Source organism: Sphingobium xenophagum (assembly GCF_002288285.1).
In the GTDB taxonomy this organism is placed as follows: domain Bacteria; phylum Pseudomonadota; class Alphaproteobacteria; order Sphingomonadales; family Sphingomonadaceae; genus Sphingobium; species Sphingobium xenophagum.
Genome location: NZ_CP022747.1, coordinates 76,703 through 94,905, shown reverse-complemented (window position 1 = coordinate 94,905; position 18,203 = coordinate 76,703). Strand labels below are relative to the sequence as shown.

At 62.3% G+C, this 18,203-nt stretch carries 16 protein-coding genes and 1 pseudogene; 11 read left to right on the top strand and 6 right to left on the bottom strand.

The features are described from left to right. Window positions 1–359 precede the first annotated feature (359 nt). Window positions 360–545: a YdcH family protein gene (locus tag CJD35_RS18485; protein ID WP_095687489.1), complete on the bottom strand. Its 186-nt coding sequence runs from the start codon at window positions 543–545 to the stop codon at window positions 360–362. A gap of 208 nt (window positions 546–753) precedes the next feature. Between CJD35_RS18485 and CJD35_RS18480 the strand changes: the two genes are divergently transcribed. Further along, a complete protein-coding gene (locus CJD35_RS18480; protein ID WP_095687378.1) occupies window positions 754–1,170 on the top strand; it encodes a low affinity iron permease family protein in 417 nt (138 codons plus the stop codon). Between the two features lie 91 nt (window positions 1,171–1,261). Here CJD35_RS18480 and CJD35_RS18475 read toward each other — a convergent pair whose 3' ends face one another. Continuing rightward, complete coding sequence (locus CJD35_RS18475) at window positions 1,262–1,816, bottom strand: DUF4142 domain-containing protein (protein WP_095687377.1); 555 nt, start codon at window positions 1,814–1,816, stop codon at window positions 1,262–1,264. A 138-nt stretch (window positions 1,817–1,954) separates the two neighbouring features. Here CJD35_RS18475 and CJD35_RS18470 point away from each other — a divergent pair, with 138 nt between their 5' ends. Continuing rightward, window positions 1,955–2,377 (top strand): DUF3597 domain-containing protein, encoded by a 423-nt coding sequence (locus tag CJD35_RS18470; RefSeq protein ID WP_095687376.1) that lies wholly within the window; start codon window positions 1,955–1,957, stop codon window positions 2,375–2,377. A 145-nt stretch (window positions 2,378–2,522) separates the two neighbouring features. Next, window positions 2,523–2,879: a response regulator gene (locus CJD35_RS18465; RefSeq protein WP_008832005.1), complete on the top strand. Its 357-nt coding sequence runs from the start codon at window positions 2,523–2,525 to the stop codon at window positions 2,877–2,879. Window positions 2,880–2,898: 19 nt separating this feature from the next. Here CJD35_RS18465 and CJD35_RS18460 read toward each other — a convergent pair whose 3' ends face one another. Then, entirely contained in the window at window positions 2,899–4,098 is a 1,200-nt protein-coding gene (locus CJD35_RS18460) for a zinc-dependent alcohol dehydrogenase (RefSeq protein ID WP_095687375.1), read from the bottom strand. Between the two features lie 5 nt (window positions 4,099–4,103). Continuing rightward, complete coding sequence (locus tag CJD35_RS18455) at window positions 4,104–4,667, bottom strand: SRPBCC family protein (RefSeq protein WP_008832003.1); 564 nt, start codon at window positions 4,665–4,667, stop codon at window positions 4,104–4,106. A gap of 157 nt (window positions 4,668–4,824) precedes the next feature. Here CJD35_RS18455 and CJD35_RS18450 point away from each other — a divergent pair, with 157 nt between their 5' ends. The 4 genes from CJD35_RS18450 to CJD35_RS18435 all read left to right on the top strand — a co-directional run bounded on the left by CJD35_RS18450 (window position 4,825) and on the right by CJD35_RS18435 (window position 7,792). Further along, entirely contained in the window at window positions 4,825–5,385 is a 561-nt protein-coding gene (locus tag CJD35_RS18450; RefSeq protein ID WP_095687374.1) for a PRC-barrel domain containing protein, read from the top strand. A 100-nt stretch (window positions 5,386–5,485) separates the two neighbouring features. Continuing rightward, window positions 5,486–6,373 carry a hypothetical protein gene (locus tag CJD35_RS18445; RefSeq protein WP_095687488.1) on the top strand — a complete coding sequence of 296 codons (888 nt, stop codon included), beginning with the start codon at window positions 5,486–5,488 and terminating at the stop codon, window positions 6,371–6,373. 561 nt (window positions 6,374–6,934) lie between these two features. Further along, complete coding sequence (locus CJD35_RS18440; RefSeq protein ID WP_244917342.1) at window positions 6,935–7,084, top strand: hypothetical protein; 150 nt, start codon at window positions 6,935–6,937, stop codon at window positions 7,082–7,084. 156 nt (window positions 7,085–7,240) lie between these two features. Beyond that, window positions 7,241–7,792, top strand: coding sequence for a DUF1003 domain-containing protein (locus tag CJD35_RS18435; RefSeq protein WP_095687373.1), 552 nt, complete (start codon window positions 7,241–7,243; stop codon window positions 7,790–7,792). Between the two features lie 103 nt (window positions 7,793–7,895). Here the strand turns inward: CJD35_RS18435 and CJD35_RS18430 are convergent, their stop codons facing one another. Then, window positions 7,896–10,226, bottom strand: a complete 2,331-nt coding sequence (locus tag CJD35_RS18430) for a DUF262 domain-containing protein (RefSeq protein ID WP_244917348.1) — start codon at window positions 10,224–10,226, stop codon at window positions 7,896–7,898. A 198-nt stretch (window positions 10,227–10,424) separates the two neighbouring features. Here CJD35_RS18430 and CJD35_RS18425 point away from each other — a divergent pair, with 198 nt between their 5' ends. Genes CJD35_RS18425 through CJD35_RS18410 form a run of 4 tightly spaced genes read left to right on the top strand, consistent with a single transcriptional unit; the run spans window position 10,425 to window position 16,668 of the window. Next, window positions 10,425–11,594 (top strand): cysteine desulfurase family protein, encoded by a 1,170-nt coding sequence (locus CJD35_RS18425; RefSeq protein WP_095687371.1) that lies wholly within the window; start codon window positions 10,425–10,427, stop codon window positions 11,592–11,594. Window positions 11,595–11,603: 9 nt separating this feature from the next. Next, a complete protein-coding gene (locus CJD35_RS18420) occupies window positions 11,604–12,527 on the top strand; it encodes a DUF4007 family protein (protein WP_244917341.1) in 924 nt (307 codons plus the stop codon). Next, window positions 12,524–15,832, top strand: coding sequence for an ATP-binding protein (locus tag CJD35_RS18415; RefSeq protein WP_095687369.1), 3,309 nt, complete (start codon window positions 12,524–12,526; stop codon window positions 15,830–15,832). Before CJD35_RS18420 ends, CJD35_RS18415 begins: the two co-directional genes overlap by 4 nt. Next, window positions 15,829–16,668: a phosphoadenosine phosphosulfate reductase family protein gene (locus CJD35_RS18410; protein ID WP_095687368.1), complete on the top strand. Its 840-nt coding sequence runs from the start codon at window positions 15,829–15,831 to the stop codon at window positions 16,666–16,668. Before CJD35_RS18415 ends, CJD35_RS18410 begins: the two co-directional genes overlap by 4 nt. Before the next feature lie 99 nt (window positions 16,669–16,767). On the opposite strand, the pseudogene CJD35_RS23665 reads toward CJD35_RS18410, so the two are convergent. Beyond that, a pseudogene (locus CJD35_RS23665) lies at window positions 16,768–17,901 on the bottom strand (FtsK/SpoIIIE domain-containing protein); the annotation flags it as partial. Window positions 17,902–18,203: the final 302 nt, after the last annotated feature.

Here is an 18,203-nt window from a genome sequence, read left to right as displayed (position 1 = left end):
TAATCCAGCCCGCAGCCCGCAGCCCGCAGCTAATCGTCAGCTGCGACGCTGTCTTTCTCTTGGGGCCGGTCGTAAATGGGGGGCGGCACGCGCCAGGCGCCTTTGTGATCCATTTCGATCGGCAAATCGCATCGCTCGCAGAACGCTTTGTACTGGCCCTGCTTGTCGCGCGCTATGGAAGCGGAAGACGGCTTATGCCGACCCAGAAGACAACGCACATACATGGTCCACGTCTAACGCGATCGACGGGACATTTGTAGCACCCGCGAGTCAATTCCCACCGCAATAGCCCAAGGTACTTGTCATGCCCGCTTCAGCGGAAAGGCGGAACCGACGTTCTCGGCTCCGCCGTCCTGTCGTCAGGCCGCCGAGCTCTGGTCGCGACCGCGATCCATGGCCGTCAGTCGATCCTTAGCGGCGAGCTTGAGCTTCTTGAGGCGGGCGACCAGAAGCTGGTCGGGTACAGGCCGCCGCAGTTCCTGCTCGATCTGTGCCTCCAGACGGGCGTGCTCCTCGCGCAGATGGTTCAGATAATGGTCGGACATCGTCTTCTCCATGCCAGGTTGTGACTATGTGCGCGTGCTCGCGCACAGCCTGAGAATAGGTGCGCGCCCTTTCTTTTTCCAGTGATTCCCGAGGCCTGTGGTCGACATCAGGATGGTCTTGGTCTGGCGCCCCAGCAATCGTACAGCAACACACCGCCTGGTCGTCAAAGCACCGCCATCGTCTCAGCAAAGATTTGGAAAATCTCCCATGGATCGTTTCTTCACCGCCATCGCCACACGTTCCGCCACGATCATGGGCCAGCCGCTGGCTTTCATTCTCTCGACCCTGTTCATCATCCTCTGGGCCGTCAGCGGACCATTCCTGAATTACTCCGACACCTGGCACCTCATCGTGAACACCGCGACGACCGTCCTGACATTTCTCGCCGTTTTCCTCATCCAGAACAGCCAGAACCGCGATGGCGCCGCGATGCAGGCCAAGCTCGACGAAATCATCCGCGCGCTCGACAAGGCGCGCGTCGAGTTCGTGGGCATCGAGCATCTGACCGACGCCCAGATCGCCAAAATTCGGGAAGCCCTGGAAAACGATATCCGCAATGAAGCAGACGACGACAAGGATCGGACCGTCACCCGCACCGTGGAAACTCTGCTCAAACGCTACTGACGAGCGCACAGCGCCCGTTCGGAGCGCTGGCGCCTCATGATGCGCAGGTCAGGGCGTCCACCAGACACCCGGTTCGTGAAGCTGGCTGGCGTTAGAGGCCCTTGGCCATATTGAGGTGCGCAGTGACGATCGGTACGAGCTCGGACGCGAAAGCCTTGAGGGGCGCAACGTCCCCGCTTGCCGCATAGGCCTTGAGCGCATCCAATGTCTTCTGGTGGCCATCGGCCTGAAGGCGCGCATAGGCGCGATCAAACTCGGCGCCCGACTTGGTTTGCAGATCGGCGAGCTCCTGCTGCTGGGCCGGGGTCAACGCCGCATCAGGCGCGATCGCCGGCGTCGCGGCCGCGGCCGCCGTTTTGAGCTTGGCAGTCGAGTCCGTGTGGGCCTTGATCATCTGCTGGGCGAAGGACTTGATCTTTGCGGACTGCGCCTTGCTCGCCGCGAGTTTTGACGTCTCGATCTCGAAAGCGTCGCTTGCTGCCGCCGTGTTTGCAAAGGCCTGTCCCGGGCTCAGGACCGCAGGTGCCGGCGCGGCAGGTTCGGCCGCGGAGGTCGCTGCCGTATTCTCGACAGGCTCGGCCTTCTTGCCGCAAGCGGAAAGGCAGAGCGCGGCGGCCGAAAGAGATACCAAAAGAAGCGGTTTCATGAATAACTCCCCCATTCGAGCAGGACGCCTGCTCAACGCGGACCAGGCTTCATCGTTCCGGCATCGGACCTTTTCGAACGCGGGACGTTTCACCCCTGCCCGCCTGCCGCGCGGCATGAGACCCAAGGAGACGAGACGATGAGCATCTTCGGCAACATTCTGAGCAAGATCTTCCACCCGAACGCGGCCAAGGCCGCGCCCGCGAGTCCTGCGCCCTCCGCCGCGCCTGCCGCGCCAAGTCCCGCCCCAGCCCCCACGACCCCTGCTCCGGCCCCCGCCGCCGCTGCACCGGCGCAAACATCGGTCGACGTCGGGCCCGTCCTGGAGGCTATGGCCGCTATGAAGGACGATCATGGCGGCAACTACAAGACCTCGATCGTCGATCTCCTGAAGCTTCTCGATCTCGATTCCAGTCTCACCGCCCGAAAGGAGCTGGCCGAGGAACTCGGGGTGAATGCCGGCGAACCCGGTTCAGCCGAACAGAATATCGCGCTTCACCGCGCCGTCATGGATAAGCTTGCCGAAAATGGCGGCATTGTTCCCGACGACATGCGCAATTAGGCGGTTGCGCATCGCGGCTGTTCCAACGGAGCAGCCGCATTGCCGCAACGACGATCCAGCGAGTGACGACGGCTGCGGAGGCGTGCAGGCGGGGCAGGCCGGATAAAGCTTGGCGCGCCTACAAGGGAGGCATATTGCCGACCCCATGACAAACACACGCAACATTCTTGTCGTGGAGGACGAACCGCTCATCGCCATGATGCTCGAGGATTTCATCGACATGATGGGTCATCGGATCGGCGCGGCCGTAGGAAGCGTCGCCGACGCGCTCGCCGAGATCGAAGCGCAGAGCTTTGACCTCGCCATCCTCGACCTCAACCTGGGCAAGGAAACCTCCTGGCCGGTCGCCGACGCGCTTCAGGATCGCGGCATCCCGTTCGTCCTTGCCACGGGTGGCAACCTCCAGGCGCCGTCCGAGCGCCATGCCGGCGCCCGGACCCTGACCAAGCCCTATACTTACGAAAACGTTCAAGCTTCGATCGACGCGCTCGCGGGCGTGTGAGAAAGCCGCATGCGCGGCGTCAGGCCGCCGTCGCGCCCGCCGCCTGCCCTGGCTTCAGGACGATCTTCGTGTAGCTGTCCTGCTCGTCGTGGAATTTCTGATAGCCGAGTGGCCCATCCTCGAGCGCCATGCGGTGGCTGATAAGGAAGGTTGAATCGATCTTGTCCTCCGCGATCGCGGCATAGAGAGGCTGCAGATAGCGCTGCACATGCGTCTGGCCGGTCTTGAGGGTCAGGCCCTTCTCCATCAGCGCGCCCAAGGGGAACTTGTCGACGAAGCCGCCATAGACGGCGGGCATCGAGACACGCCCGCCCTTGCGGGTCGCCAGGATCACCTGCCGGATGGCGTGGATGCGATCGGTCCCCAGGAAGGTGGAAGCCTTGATCTGGTCAATGATATTGTCGGCAAAGGCGCCGTGCGCCTCAAGGCCCACGCAATCGATCGCCGCGTCGGGGCCGATCCCGCCCGTCATCTCCATCAGCGCCTCGTAGACCTTGCTCTCCTCGAAATTGATGGTCTCGGCACCGAATTTGCGCGCAAGTTCCAGGCGGCGGGGGAAATGATCGATCGCGATGACCCGCTCGGCGCCCATCAGGAAGGCCGACTGCACTGCGAACAGGCCGACCGGACCGCAGCCCCAGACAGCGACCGTGTCGCCCGGCTCGATCTCGGCATTCTCTGCTGCCATCCAGCCCGTCGGGAGAATGTCCGAGAGGAACAGCACCTTGTCGTCCGGGATGCTCTCGTCGGGGATGACGAGCGGGCCGACATCAGAGAAGGGCACGCGGACATATTCGGCCTGCCCGCCGGCATAGCCTCCGGTCATGTGGCTGTAGCCGAACAGGCCGGGCATCGGATGGCCATAGCCCTCGCGCCCGATATCCTGGTTGTCGGCCGGGTTCGCATTCTCGCAGGCCGAATATTGCGTCTTCGAACAGTGGTAGCAGCTGCCGCACGAGATGGTGAACGGCACGACGACGCGCTGTCCGGCCTTAAGGCTGCTCTTGGGCCCGGCCTCGACGACTTCGCCCATGAACTCGTGGCCGAGAATGTCGCCCTTCTGCATCGTCGGGATATAGCCGTCGTAAAGATGCAAGTCCGACCCGCAGATCGCGGTGGAGGTCACGCGGATGATCGCATCGCGCGGATTGACGATCGCGGGATCGTCGACGGTATCGCAGCGCACGTCGTGCTTGCCGTGCCAGGTGATCGCCTTCATCGCGCTTACTTTCCTTCTTCTGCGAGGATGCGCGGATTACGCGCGTTGGTAGCGATTTCGCCGGTTTCCATAAGCTGCTTGAACCGGCGCAGGTCGCGCCGCGTCTGGATCCTTGGCTCGCGCTGGAAGAGCTTGGCGACCAGTTCGCCGATCACGCCGCCGGGCGGATCATAGGCGATCACGGCGCGCACGACGGTGCCGCGCCGCCCAGCATCGCGAAACTCGATCCGGCCGCTATTGGCGACGTCGGCGCCCTCGGCAGACTGCCATGTTATTTCCTCGCCCGGGACGTCCTTGGTGATGACCGACTCCCAGGACACTTCGCGGCCCGCCGGTGCCTTCACGGTCCAGCGCGACCGATCGCGGTCGATCGGCTCGATCGAGACGATATTGTCCATGAATGAAACCAGGTTCGTGGGATCGCGCCAGAAATCATAGAGCTCGCGCGCCGGTCGGTTGATCGTGACCGCCTCGGCCAGTAGCTTGCGATCGGGATCGGCGGTTTTCGACGCGGTGACGGGGGCGTCATCCTGTCCGGCGGTTCGGCTGCGCGTTTCAGAATCTGTCATGGCTGCGGATCTCCTTCGTTCGGGAACGTCACCGCGGAGCGGGGGTTCCGATCGATGCCAGGATCACGGACCTCCCAAACGACCGATCGGACGTCTGGCCAAGCGATAGGAGAGCAAGCTGGAAGACGCCGCCGGATGGATCGCCCCGATCGCGACGATGATCGCCGCCATGATGACAGCCGCCAATCTCGGTGCTCGCGTCACCGGCTGGGGCTTCGTCGTCTTTACGCTAGGCTCGATCTGTTGGTCCGTGGTCGGGCTCTCGACCGGGCAGACAAATCTGCTGGCGACCAACGGCTTCCTGACGCTGGTCAACCTGATTGGCATCTGGCGCTGGCTAGGCCGGCAACGCGCCTATGAAGATGGCGGCCAGTCCGCCAGCGAAGCGAGCCGACGCTCGGCGCTGCCCACGCTCTTTACGGCCACCGGGATCACGGGCCTCCCCGTCACGGCATCGGATGGCGAGGTGGTCGGCACCGTGGTCGAGGCCCTGGTGACCTGCGCGGACGGCACCGTGAGCTACGTGGTCATACGCTCAGGCGGCGTGGGCGGCATCGGCGAGACCCTGCGCGCAGTCGCTCGCAGCGATCTCGACTTTGGCTGCAAGGGCTTCACCCTGCATCATGAGAGGACATGGTTCGAGGCGCTGCCTGAGCTCGCCGATGGCGACTGGCCCGCGGCGCCCCAGGCGGCGGGCACGACGCACGCACGCAGCTAGACGGTCGAGTGGTCACAGCGTCGTGGTTCGACTCTCGGTAGTCACCATGCCTTGCTGAACGAGGAGAGAGACGGCAGACTTGCAGGAGGGGGCGACGATCATGCAGGACGGCTTTGCGCGGATCTCCGCGCCCGAATTTCTTTCCATCTCCCTGGACAACGCGCTTCCGCCGCTGCCCGGCGAGAAGCCTGAGCGGATCGCCTCGGATCTTGGGCGCGGCCTGTGGTCGCTGATGGCGCGCGCCGGCCGCAACGTGTTGCCGGGGCCCGCCCACAGAAGCGAACTTGGCCTCACGGACGAGCTCGATGCGCTCGTGGAGGCTGCCGGCCAGGTGGTTCTCACCAGCGGCCACCGCCTGAGCGAACTCCTCTGGACCCGCAGCGGCCCCTACTGGAACGGCGCGCTAGCCCGCACGCTCATCCTGCAGCAGGCGCGGCAGGGCTTTCTTCTGCTACTCGCCCAGGCGGTCACGCCGCGCGCCGTCCTTTTCGGCCATGCCTCGCCGCTGGTCGTGGAACTCGGCATCGAGGGTGATTTGGACCTCCCAGGTCCTCATCTCGTGCTGCTCGTCTGTACGGTCGATCCGACAGGCAAGGCGGTGGCGCGGCGCGGTTATGCGCAAGCCATCAAGAGCGCGCGCTGCTTCATGCCGGTGGGATCGGCCTTCGAGCGGGACGCGCTCGAGGCGCTCATCGCGCTCCGCGACAAACTCGACCGTCACGGTGTGGACTGCATGATCATGCGGGACCTTGGCGAGGACGGCCTCGCCCGCCAATGGAAAGTCGGCCTGCGGCGCGAGGAGACGATAATCGGCCAGCTGCGGATCGTGCTTCCAGGGGACGCGGGGATCGCGGAGGATGGGGAGATGGGGGCTGCGATGGCCGAGGACGGGGCGTATGCCCTGACGCCAGCGAATTTCGAGGATGGGCGCTTCGTCGCCTGGCTTGAGCGGGAAATCGGCAAAAATGGCGCGGCGAACGGCGAATGACGCGGAAGGGTCTTTCTGGATCACACGAACAGGAGAGCCGGTGAGTGCGGCCCGCAGCGCTGGCCGGCGCCGCGAGCCGCTTGAGCCCCCCGCTCTGTCTTCCCGATACATAGAGGACCACCGTTACCAATGAGCTAAAGGCGGAGCATTCCTGGAGGCTCCCTTCCTGCCCAGACGCGTTTGTTCGCCAGACGCCCTAAGATGACATAGCGATATCGTTCATGAGGGCGCCGCCAGGCATCATGGCTTGGCCTTATCGGCCAGCTTTGGTAGACCGCCAACGCGCTGCGAAAAGGGCGGCGCCGGGACTGCTAATCCCGCGAACGCGAGCAACTCGGAACCATCGGTTCCCGGGGTGCCGCTGCGCATGTCCAGACCTCAGGGTTAAAGGTGGCGGCGCATGTGTGTTCGCATGTTAGCAGCTCCGGCGGCTCCCGCGTCCAGTGCGCGGGAGTTCGGGAGATCGCTCCTTACGCTTTCGCTTCGACAGTTTGACAGGAAGGTCAGGCAATGAATGCGAGTGACACACGGGGCCCGGCGGTGGCAGTTGGCCTGATGCGCATGGCGTTGACTTTCCTCGACGAGATCGACGACGATATGGTGATCGCGAGGCTTCAGCATGCCATCGACACCGCGCTCGCCAAAGGCGGGTTTGAGGATATTGATCCCAGAAGCGCGGCGCTTATCGCCGCCATGCCCCTCGACAGCTAAGCGCGCCGGGCTGCGCGCAGTGCCCCGGCACCGGGATGAGACTGCGAAGGCCATCGTTTCCCGTTCGATTCCGACGTCCCGAGGTTCGTTGCTCACACGGGCGGCTGGCTGTTATCGTTCCTGAACAGAAACTCACCCGCAGAGACGAGGCGCAGCATGACCGACACGGACCTCCACCGGCTCGCTCATTCCCTCCTTGGCAAGTCGGCCGACGCGCTCGAGCCCGAAGAAGCCAATGTCCTTATCGACATTCGCGACCAGCTGCCGACCAGCCAGGACGTCGCGGATGCGGCCGATGAACGTGCGACCGTGGGAGAGCGGCTAGCGGACCGGGTCGCCGCCATCGGCGGGTCATGGGGATTCATCATCGGTTTCGCGCTCGTCCTGTTCGGATGGATGATCCTAAACACCGATATTCTCGGCCATTTCCATCTCGCCTTCGATCCCTATCCCTATATCTTCCTCAACCTGATGCTCTCGATGCTGGCGGCCGTGCAGGCGCCGATCATCATGATGAGCCAGAACCGGCAGGCGGCAAAGGACCGATTGGGAGCTAGCCTGGATTATGAGGTCAATCTGCGTGCGGAGCTCGAGATCATGCGCATCCACGAAAAACTCGATGACCTGATCATGGCCCGCCTGGACGAACTGAAGGCCGGGCAGGAGGCGCTGTTTGCGCATCTCGGCGTGACACGCCCGGACCGTTGATTCCCGGGCGTGGAAGCCAGATTGGGATTTGTCGCCATCGCAGATCGCTGGAGATGGGCCGTGCGCATGGCCCGGTCCGTGTCCTGACTGACGCTTCGCCCCATCAGCGGCGAACGCGACGTCTTGGCGGGGGTGGTTGCAACCAAGGATGGACTGTGTCCCAGGCCAATTCTGCCAGACGGACCGAGCGCGCCGCGATAAACGCTTCGTCCCACGGACCTTCGAACGCGCTGATGGCCTGGCACATCGGCAAAACCGACGACTCCTCGACGAGGTCTTCCGCTCGTCGGCCAGGATTGAAGCCGAACTCCCGGCCTGCGGCAATCGCCCTCCTCGCCTTCGCCGCAGTGTCGGCCCCGAACACCCGATAAAGAATGCGCTTCTGGACCCATGGCCTGTTTGCGAGGAGGTTATTCTCGACCTCGGGAATGAGGACGAAATTGCCAAGGCGTTGCACCGTCCGGCGCTCGGCATAAACATCCCTCGGCCAACCCGGACTGTGGGCGGCGTCCGGTGCGACGTGCTCGACCGTGAGCATTTCGTCATCCAGCCACTGGGAGCGACTTAAAAGTGGATTTGAACCCCGACGCCCTCGCACAATCATCCCCGGCACATCATCGTCCGGTACGGCATTGTGCGAAGCCGTCAGTAGCAGAAACCGCGTGATCGATTGGCCCGTCTTGTAGATCGCGGATACACTCGTGTCGGCAACCCATGTCGCGCGATCGAGGTGCTCTGCATCGAGCTTCGCCAGGAGCGCCGCGCGCAGATTAGCCAGCGAGACTGCCCCGCCATTCTGCCGCCCCAAGGCTGCGCCCCCACCGATGCCTCGCGCCATCAGTTCCCTATAGACGCTGTCGATGTTGGCTGTGCCGCCCTTCGCAGCTCGCCACAGCATCGAAAAGGCCGTTACGGCCTTGATCGCCCCAAAGAACTCTTCCGCCGCCCGGTCGCGGCCGGCAGGGGCGGCGTCACAAAAGGCGGCGTAGAAGCGCGATAACGGCGCCAAAACAATTTCGTGCCGGATCGCCCGCAAGACCTCGAAACAGAATTCAGCTACGTCATCCGAACGCGCTGGGTCAGGAAGGAGTTGCGGGGCGCGCCGGCCGTGGGGGCGCCACGCCGAACTTACGAAATCCGAAGTAGTGGCAAGATGCTTCACGAAGTTCCGCTTGGCATTTCGCGTGTTTGCCGCCGCGTATTGGTCTCGAAGATAACGTCTCTGGTGACTGAGATGTTTTTCCAGGCGTTGACCGTTCTCGGCGAGGGCAAACGGAATGAGAAGGGACGCGGTCGCTCCGAGCCGCTGCTCCGCATTCTTGAACCGATCCAGGAACTGCTGAACCTTGTCGATCGAAACCTTGGATGGGGATGCCGGGTAAGCGGCCGGCGTCTCGGATTCGACAACCTTGGGTTTGAACGTTTCGAACGCAGTAAGCGGCTGCCCCGTGGTGTTTAGCGATTCGAACATATCGAAGGCATAATCTTCGTTGCTCGCATCGATCACCGTCGCGGCCATCCTGAGGTTCACGTAGCGTGCCAGCGCCAAGAGGCGCATCGTCTGGGTCGCCTCGACAAAAAACGGTTCGTCGTCATCTCCCAACAGGAAGGCACGTGCCGGTGCCGACAAGACGTGCGGCCACAATTCCGCAAGCACATGCGAAGCCCCCGCGATCAAGGCATCGACTGGCGGCAGAGACAGGATCGCATGCTGGTCCGCGGCAAGCTGGTCGACCTGTTCGGCGAGGTTTGCCATCGCGTCGACGAGCGCCTCATGACCTTCGAGGATGTCACCATCCGCGTCAGTTCCGGTATATTCAAATTCTCCGGCTTCATCGTCCTGGATATGTTCGACATAGCTCCAGATTGCGCGGGCAATGGGGGACTCGTAGCGGGCGGTCACTGCGTTTCGTGACCAACTGTCGTCTATCGCGCGCACAATGCGCGGGTAGAAGCGATGGAGATCCGGTAATCGCGACCGTTCGAAGCGGATCGTCTTGGCGAGGTCATCGAGGAAATCGGCGGCATCGTCCCTCAGTGCTATGACGCCTGCTTCGTCGGCATCCTCCATCGATCGGACAAGACGGCGCAAAAGCTCGTGGAAAATGATGTTGAGGATGACGATCGTACAGAGCCGCTGCTGGCCGTCGATGATCGTCATCACGTGGCGGGGAAGTTCTCGGTCGAATGGCGGTGCCGCCGCCACCAAGGCATTGCCGCGCACCGTGATGATAGAGCCCAGAAATCGCACTGAAGAGCTATCGCTGATCAGCCGTTCGAGTCCGAGCGTCGCATCCTCGAGCAAGCGTCCGACATGACCACTGTCCCACGCATAGCCACGCTGGTAGGCAGGAATGAAGCAACCCTGCCCCTCCCGTGTCAGAAAATCATGAACGCTCTCGGATTCGGCGCTGAAAATTTGCGAGATATTCATCGGCAAATCCGGGTTCCCCTTCCCCATTATCCCGCTGCGGCGAAATCTACCCAGTAGCCAAGCGCTTCATCTGCGTCATCCATCATAAATTGCGGGGAGAAAATTGCCGGCCTGTTGATGTTCTCTATTCGTTCCGATACTGTCGCTTTCGAGACTTTCATGCGTCGCCAACGCCAAAATGGACTAAGACCGGCCTGAATGAACGATCCTATCTATCTTGATGGCTTTGCCACGCTTCCCCTTGCGCCCGAGGCACAGGCGGCGATCCTCGACGCGTGGTCGAGGCCAGGTAATGCGGGTTCGCCTAATGCTGCGGGAGAGCGGGCCGCCCGGATCATTGCGGATGGCAGAGCGGCGATCGCCGCCCTGATCGGCGCCGCGCCTGACGAGATCATATTCACTTCAGGTGCGACCGAGGCGAACAATCTCGCGGTCGTCGGCGCAGCGCGCGCGCTCGCCCGTATCCATCCAGGACGGCGTCGCATCCTGATGTCGGCAATCGAGCACAAGGCGGTGATCGAACCCGTCCGTAGTCTAGAAGCTGAAGGCTGCAGCGTTACCATCGTGCCTGTAACCCCCACCGGCACGATTGATCTCGAAGCTCTTCGCGCGCTTGCCGGCAGCGATATATTGCTCGCCTCGTTCATGCTCGTGAACAACGAGCTCGGCACGATCCAACCTGTCGGTGAAGCGGCAGCGATCATTCATGAGGCGGGCGGATCTATTCATTGTGACGCCGCGCAAGCTCTCGGAAAGATCCCGGTCGACGTGTTCGATCTCGACGTCGACTATCTCAGCCTTTCTGCGCATAAATGCTACGGCCCTATGGGGATCGGCGCGCTGTACGTCTCCGCCGGCGCCATAAAGCCCGATGCGCTGTTGGTCGGCGGCAACCAGCAAAATGGCCTGCGATCAGGTACTGAGCCTGTTGCTCTCATTGCCGGGTTCGCAGAAGCCGCGCGGCTCGCGCATTCGGCGCTCGGTACGGATCCCTTGCATGGCGAACGCCTGCTTTCACGCCTTCTCGATAGTCTGCGCGAACGTCAGCTACGCGTTACACTCGTGAGCGGCGACGCCGACAGGGTCCCGGGCGGCGCCGCGATTGCGATCGCCGGGATGGACGGCGACACCCTGAGCGCGCTGCTTGGCTCGCAAGTAGCGATTTCGACAGGCTCAGCTTGCACGTCCGGCCAGATCAGAATATCCCATGTTCTTGAAGCCATTGGACTTTCCGAGCAGGAGGCACGATCTGTGATCCGCGTTTTCTGCAATCGCTACAATACCGAAGGGGAAATTCTTTCGGCGACGGATCATATTGTCGCTGCTGCCTCACGATGCGCCCTTGCTACTGGAGAAGTTCGCCAGTAGCGTTTTCGCATGGCTAGGGATGGTTTGAAAATTGATTCGAAGGTGCAGTTCACGGGACACGAGACGTTCCCGCTCCGACTGCTGTGGTTGAAGAAGGCGTACGACGCAGTCGGCGTGGAAGCCCCTATAGGAACATTCCAGGAACAGGAAGCCATTGCCCGCTTCGGCGTCGGGCGCAACATGGCGAATTCGATGCGCTACTGGGCGAATGCCTCGGGACTTTTCGACGAGGCGGATCGGATCATCCGCCCCACCACGCTGGGCCATGCCATTCTTGCTGATGACGGGCTCGATCCCTTCCTCGAGCAGGCGGCAACGATCTGGCTCGTGCACTGGCATATCGCGAGTGTCCAGACCAAGGCGACCACAGCCTTTTACGCGTTCAACGTGCTCAACGCGATCGAGTTCGATCCGACCAATCTCCTGGAGGAACTCAGCGCGCTAGTTGCAGCGCAAGGCTGGCGCGCAACCCGCGGCACATTGAAGCGCGACATCGAAGTTTTTCTGCGCAGCTACGTGCGCAAGGGGGAGACATTCAGCGAAGACGCGGCCGAGCCGCTCCTCGCCGAGCTCGCTCTCATCCGCGAAGCCCGTCTTGGTGGCTGGTATGAATTTGTTCGCGGCCCCAAGCCCACCCTGCATGATGCAATCTTCGCCTATGCCCTGGGAACATTCTGGGACCGGTCCGGCGGCGCGACCACGCTCACGGCCGAGCAGATCTGCTACGCGCCAGGCTCGCCTGGGCGCGTGTTCAAACTTGATGAGGACAGCGTCATCACGCGCCTGATGCGCATTGACGACGTGACTGAAGGCGCCTGGCAGTGGGTCGATACCGCAGGTTTGCGACAGGTGCAGAAAATTGAGGAAATCGACGCTAGGCGACTGGTCCCCGCGGCGTATAGCGCTGCTCCGGGCTGGAAGGTCGCGGCATGAAGTCGCTCGCAGCGCATGTCGCTATCGATCGCCGCTTCGCGCGTTCCGCGCGCCTGGATGCTGACCTCAACGGTACTCCGCCACTTGTGGGCTACGTGCTCCAGGCGACGGTCCGCAAGGCGCTGACGCAACTTGCTGAGAGCCAGATCGAGAGCCAACAGGGTGCATTCACCTGGACCGGCCCTTACGGCGGCGGCAAGTCAAGTGCGGCGCTTCTCCTCGCCAACCTCGTCGCGGGGCCCAAAGCGAACCGTAAGATCGCGCGGGAGATCGCGGGCGAGGCGCTGAGCGAGCTTTATGCCAAAGCTTTTCCCAAGCGTGGTGGTGACTGGAAAGTCGTCGCGGTTACAGGTGGGCGGGTACGCTTGCGAGAGGCAATCGCCGAAGCAGCCGCAAGCAGCTTTGGCTGGGACGAGCAAGCCCGAAACCGTCATGGCTCCAGCGATGACCGCCTGATTGAAGCGCTCCTGTCTGGCCCAGCGCCGCGCAGCAGCGGGACGCTCCTGATCCTCGACGAGCTTGGCAAGATGCTTGAGCATGAGGCGCTCGAGGGCGGCGATGTCCATCTCCTGCAGGATCTCGCCGAGCGCGCGTCACGTAGCGACGGCCGTTTGGTCGTCATCGGCATTCTTCACCAGTCTTTTGAACAATATGCCGCGCGCGCTGCACGCGATGCCCGCCAGGAATGGGCAAAGGTCCAGGGTCGTTATCAGGACATCGCGTTTCTCAGTGGTGCGGACGAGACCGTTGCCCTGCTTGGCCGCGCGATCGCGAGCACGCCGCCGGCCGAAGCCCTCGAGAATGCCGGTCACGTCGCGACGGCCGTCGCCCAGCGCCGGCCTACCGAAATCGCCAGTCTCGCGCAGGCCCTGGCGGACACATGGCCCCTCAATCCTGTGACCGCCCTGCTTCTCGGACCCGTTTCTCGCGCGCGCTTCGCGCAGAACGAGCGCAGCGTGTTCGGCTTTCTGAGTTCGGCCGAACCTGCCGGTTTTCAGCAATTCCTCACAGCCACCAAGGTTGGAGCAGGGACGTATGATCCCTCGATGCTTTGGGACTATCTTTCTGCCAACTTCGGCATGGCGCTTGCCAGCGGCCCCGATGGTAGTCGCTTTAGCCTTGCCTTTGAGGCCATCGAACGCGCCAGCGCCAAGGGTGGGCCGCTGCACGTAGCATTGACAAAGTCCGCCGCCGTCATCGAATTCTTCCGCAATGGCTCAGGCGTTGCCCTCGCCGACGATTTTCTGACCGCGGCCCATCCCATGGCAGCAGAGGCCGAGCGGGAAGCTGCCATCAAGGATCTCCTCGACTGGGCCGTTCTCATCCGCCAACCCCGCCTCGGCGGTTACGCCCTGTTTGCTGGCAGCGATTTCGATCTGGAAGATGCCGTCAGCCGCGCGATCATGCCGATCGACAACCGGCAGCTCGATCCCATCCCCCAACGCGCAGGGTTTGGATTTGCGACCGCGAAGCGGCATTATTTCCTCACCGGCGCTCTACGTACGTTCGAGATCGCTCTCCATATCGTTGGAGCCGAGGAGAGCGCACAGTCTCTCTCCACCGCGCTTCTTGCCCGCAGCGAACGAGGTAGTGGCCTTTTGGTCTTGGTCCTTGGCGATGGTTCAGTGCAGCCTGCCGAGCTTGATGCTTTGGCAAAAGCGACCGCAAAGCTCCTGAAACGCAAAGGTCGAGTAATCGCGGTCGGAGCTGCCGCGGACAGTTTCGCCCTCCGATCGTCCGCCTCGGAACTGCTCGCGGTCGAGAGAGTCATTCGCGACCACCCACAACTTGAGGGCGACAGGATCGCGCGGCGCGAGATCGCAGCGCGCCAGTCCCTGTGCGTTGATGAACTCCATCGCAGTCTCGAAGCCGCTCTCGAGACCGCGCGCTGGTTCCTCGCGCCCGCGCCAGCAAAGGGGCTGCGCGAGCCACTCGCCGTCGTTGCAAGCGCGCTGGCCGACGCAGGGTATCCCTCAGCACCGATCCTCAAGAGCGAGCTGCTGCAGCGCGACAAGCCCTCATCAAACGCCATGGCCGCATCGCGCGACCTTGCACACGCAATGGTCAGCCGCTCCGCGGAAGCCGATTTGGGTATCACGGGCTACCCGGCAGAGCTCGGGCTATATCTGACGGTCCTCAAGCCGTTCGGACTCCATCGGCAAACGCCTGCGGGCAACTATGCTTTTTACGATCCCGATGACAGTCCGGAAGGCCGCTCGCTCCAGCCTGCCTGGGACCTGATCGACGCCGCTGGCTCAGAGGGACTCGACACAGTATTCAGCCAGTGGGCACGAGCTCCTTACGGCCTTAAGGCGGGCGTCATGCCCGTCCTGGCGCTTGCCTATATGCTCGCCCGTCGGGACAGCGTCGCCATCTACATCGACGGCGTCTACCAGACCGCCATCAACGACGTGGTTGTCGACAAGCTGCTACAGCGGCCCGCCGACTTCCGTCTGCGGCGAATTGATCGTTCGGTGCGGGAGACTGCATTCCTCAGCGGTCTGGGAGAACTCCTCGGCACGGCGTCAAGCGAAGGTTCCCTTCCCGTTGCGGCTGCGCTGTTCCAGCGCTTCGAGGCGTTGCCGGACTATGCCTTACGCACCCAGCGATTGGCAGACGATGCACGCAAAGTCCGTGCCGTCGTGACGAAGGCGGAAGATCCCGAAGCGCTGCTATTCGATGCCTTGCCAGAGGCTTTCGGCCAACGGCTTTCCCCTGAACTCGTTTATCAAGGGCTCCTTGGATGCGAGGCCAGCTACCCTGAGCTGCTGACGGAATTGCGCCAAGCGCTTGCCCGTGCCCTTGGCATTGATATCGAAAGCTTTGGCGGCATTTCGGAGCGCGCCGCCACGATCAAGGGTCTCACCAACGATTATGCCTTCGATGCCTTCGCTGATCGTGCCGGAGCGATCGAGCAAGGAACCGGCGATCTTGAGAGCCTCGTCAGCGTCCTGCTCCACAAGCCCGCACGCAACTGGTCGGACCGCGACCGGGAAGAGGCACTGACCGGGATCGCTCGCTTTGGCCGCCGCTTCCGCGAGCTCGAGGCTCTTGCCGTGGTGCGCGACCGGCAATCCCACACTGAGGCGCTCGCGCTTGTGGTCGGGCTTGACCCCAAGACTCCGCCCCTGATGCGCAGTTTTGTGTTGAGCGAGAAGGAAAAGAAAGCCGCTGCGACCCTTGCGGATCGCGTTGTTGCCGAACTGCGATCCGATGACAAATCGGGCCGCCTGAGGCTCGCAGCGCTCGCGCGCGCGGTGGCAATGCTTGCTGCCGAAGCCGATGACGAAGTGGAAGCGGCATGACCAAGGAACGACACATCCTCGGCCTCTCCGGCGGCCGCGATAGCGCGGCCCTTGCCGTCTATATGCGCCAGCATCATTCCGATCTGCCACTTGAATATTTCTTCACCGATACTGGCAAGGAACTTCCCGAAGTCTACAAGTTCCTCGACAAGCTTGAGGGTTTTCTCGGGCGTTCGATCGCGCGGCTCAATCCCGATCGCGACTTCGACTTCTGGCTCAAGGAATATGGCAATTTCCTACCGTCGCCCCGCACGCGCTGGTGTACGCGCCAGCTCAAGCTTCGCCCGCTTGAGCATTGGCTCCGTCAAGATCTTGATGCGGGCACGATCGTCCATTCCTATGTAGCTATTCGCGCGGATGAGCCGAGCCGGGAAGGTTATCAAGCTACCCATCCCAATATGCGGGTCCACCTGCCGCTGCGGAACGCTGGTATAGATCGCGCTGGCGTGCTTGAAATACTTCAGCACTCAGACGTGGGCGAACCCGAATATTATCAGTGGCGTTCGCGATCCGGCTGTACCTTTTGCTTCTTCCAGCAAAAGATCGAATGGGTTCGCCTTTTCGAGGAGCATCCCGCCCGGTTCCAGGAAGCGGTCGACTATGAAAAAACTGCGCTGAGGGACGGGTCTCCCTTTACCTGGACGCAGGGGGAGAGTTTGACCGAACTGATCGAACCGAAACGCGTCGATCAGATCAAGGACGACTATCAAAAGCGGCGTGAGCGCCTGTTGCGCAACCGCCGGGTCAATCCTCTATCCGCCAAACCTGCTCCCACTTTGGATGATATTTATGGTGTCGATGAGGGCTCGAGCAGTTGTGTGATCTGCCATAAGTGAACCGAGCGTCTAAACGCACAATGGCCGTTGCCGCGAGAAACAGGGAAAGCAGCCGACGCGCTTGTATAGTCTCCAAGCGCGTCGAGCTTTGTGCGATCCCTATGCGGTCTGGTTCTCGCTGCGGATAATGGCATCCACCGCGGCATCTATATCTTCGTCCGAAAGGAAAGGGGCCTGCGCATAGATGATCGCGGGCTCGCCGCTCAGCCGCGCTGCAAGATGCCCCAGACCGAGCAGTTGCTCCGCCCCTTTGACCCCCAAGGCGATCTCGGAAGTTCCAACGCTTGCAACTTTCAGAATGAGCCTATTGCCGAGATTATCGCGCAGCTGCATCGGCATGACGTTCGCGTCCGGACGCTGCGCTGCAAAGATAAGATGCATGCCCGCCGCGCGCGCCTTCACGCCCAGGCGCGACACATTCGAGGTGACGGCCGTCTTATAGTCGTCGGTGAGCATCCATTCAGCAAATTCGTCATGGACAAGAAACACGTAAGGCAAACGCTCCGCCGGACCGACCTTGGTATTATAGGCCCGGATATCGCGCGCGCCGGCGACACGAAATTGTTCGTAGCGGCGCTCCATCTCGGCGACGAGGGATTCCATCACCTTGATCGCGCGCGTCTGATCAACGATCACGCCGCCTTGCAGATGCGGCAGTCGCTCAATCGCCGCGTAGTCTACCCCCATTTTCGGATCGATGAGATGGATGTGCGCCAAGCTACTCGGATTGGTCGCCGCGATATCAAGGAGCAGGGCCTGGATCAGGACTGACTTCCCCGAACCGGTCGCGCCGGCAACGAGCGTGTGCGGCTCATGCTGTTGCCCGCCGGCAAAGGGTCCTCCCAGGTTGAGATAAAGTATTTCACCGTCCATTTCCTTCAGGCCCAGCACGAACGACGCATTCACGCCCGCCGCGTTGCGGTTCAGTTCCCGGCGTCCCCAGACATCCCATAGAGACACGATCTGCCGCTGTGGTCGTGCCACGCCGACGACAATCTCTCCGGGATGAGGCGAAACCGAGATGAGACGCAGTCCGTGCGTGGTAAGCAGTGCCGATTGCTTCGCCTCGATGTCCTCAACCCGAAGTCGATCACTGCCCATGAACCGGATGAGAGCGGCATTGGGCGTCAGGCGCGTCCCTAGAACCTTGGCCTGAAGATTATACCCCATCAGCGCGGAACGCAGCTTCTGTGAGGTCGCTTCGAGCCACGCCTGATCGTCGGCAGAATCGTCCTGTGCGCGTTCAGCGCGCGCCGCTACGAGTGCGCTAAAAGATGTCGATCCTGCCGGTGCCTTCGGTGCCATCCGCGCAGCCGCCACTGCCCCGGTGGGCGCGTCGATCGCCGGCGGGATGTGCGCTGGATATTGTGGGACCACCTCGGCAACGGCCGCTGCCGTCTGTCCCGGCCCGTCGACATCGACATCGACATCGATCGTTGTCGACTCAATCGCAGCCGGCAATAGGTCTGCCGCGACACGTTCTGGAGACGCCGTCGGCTCTTCCTCGAAATCATCGTCATCATAGTCATGGGCCA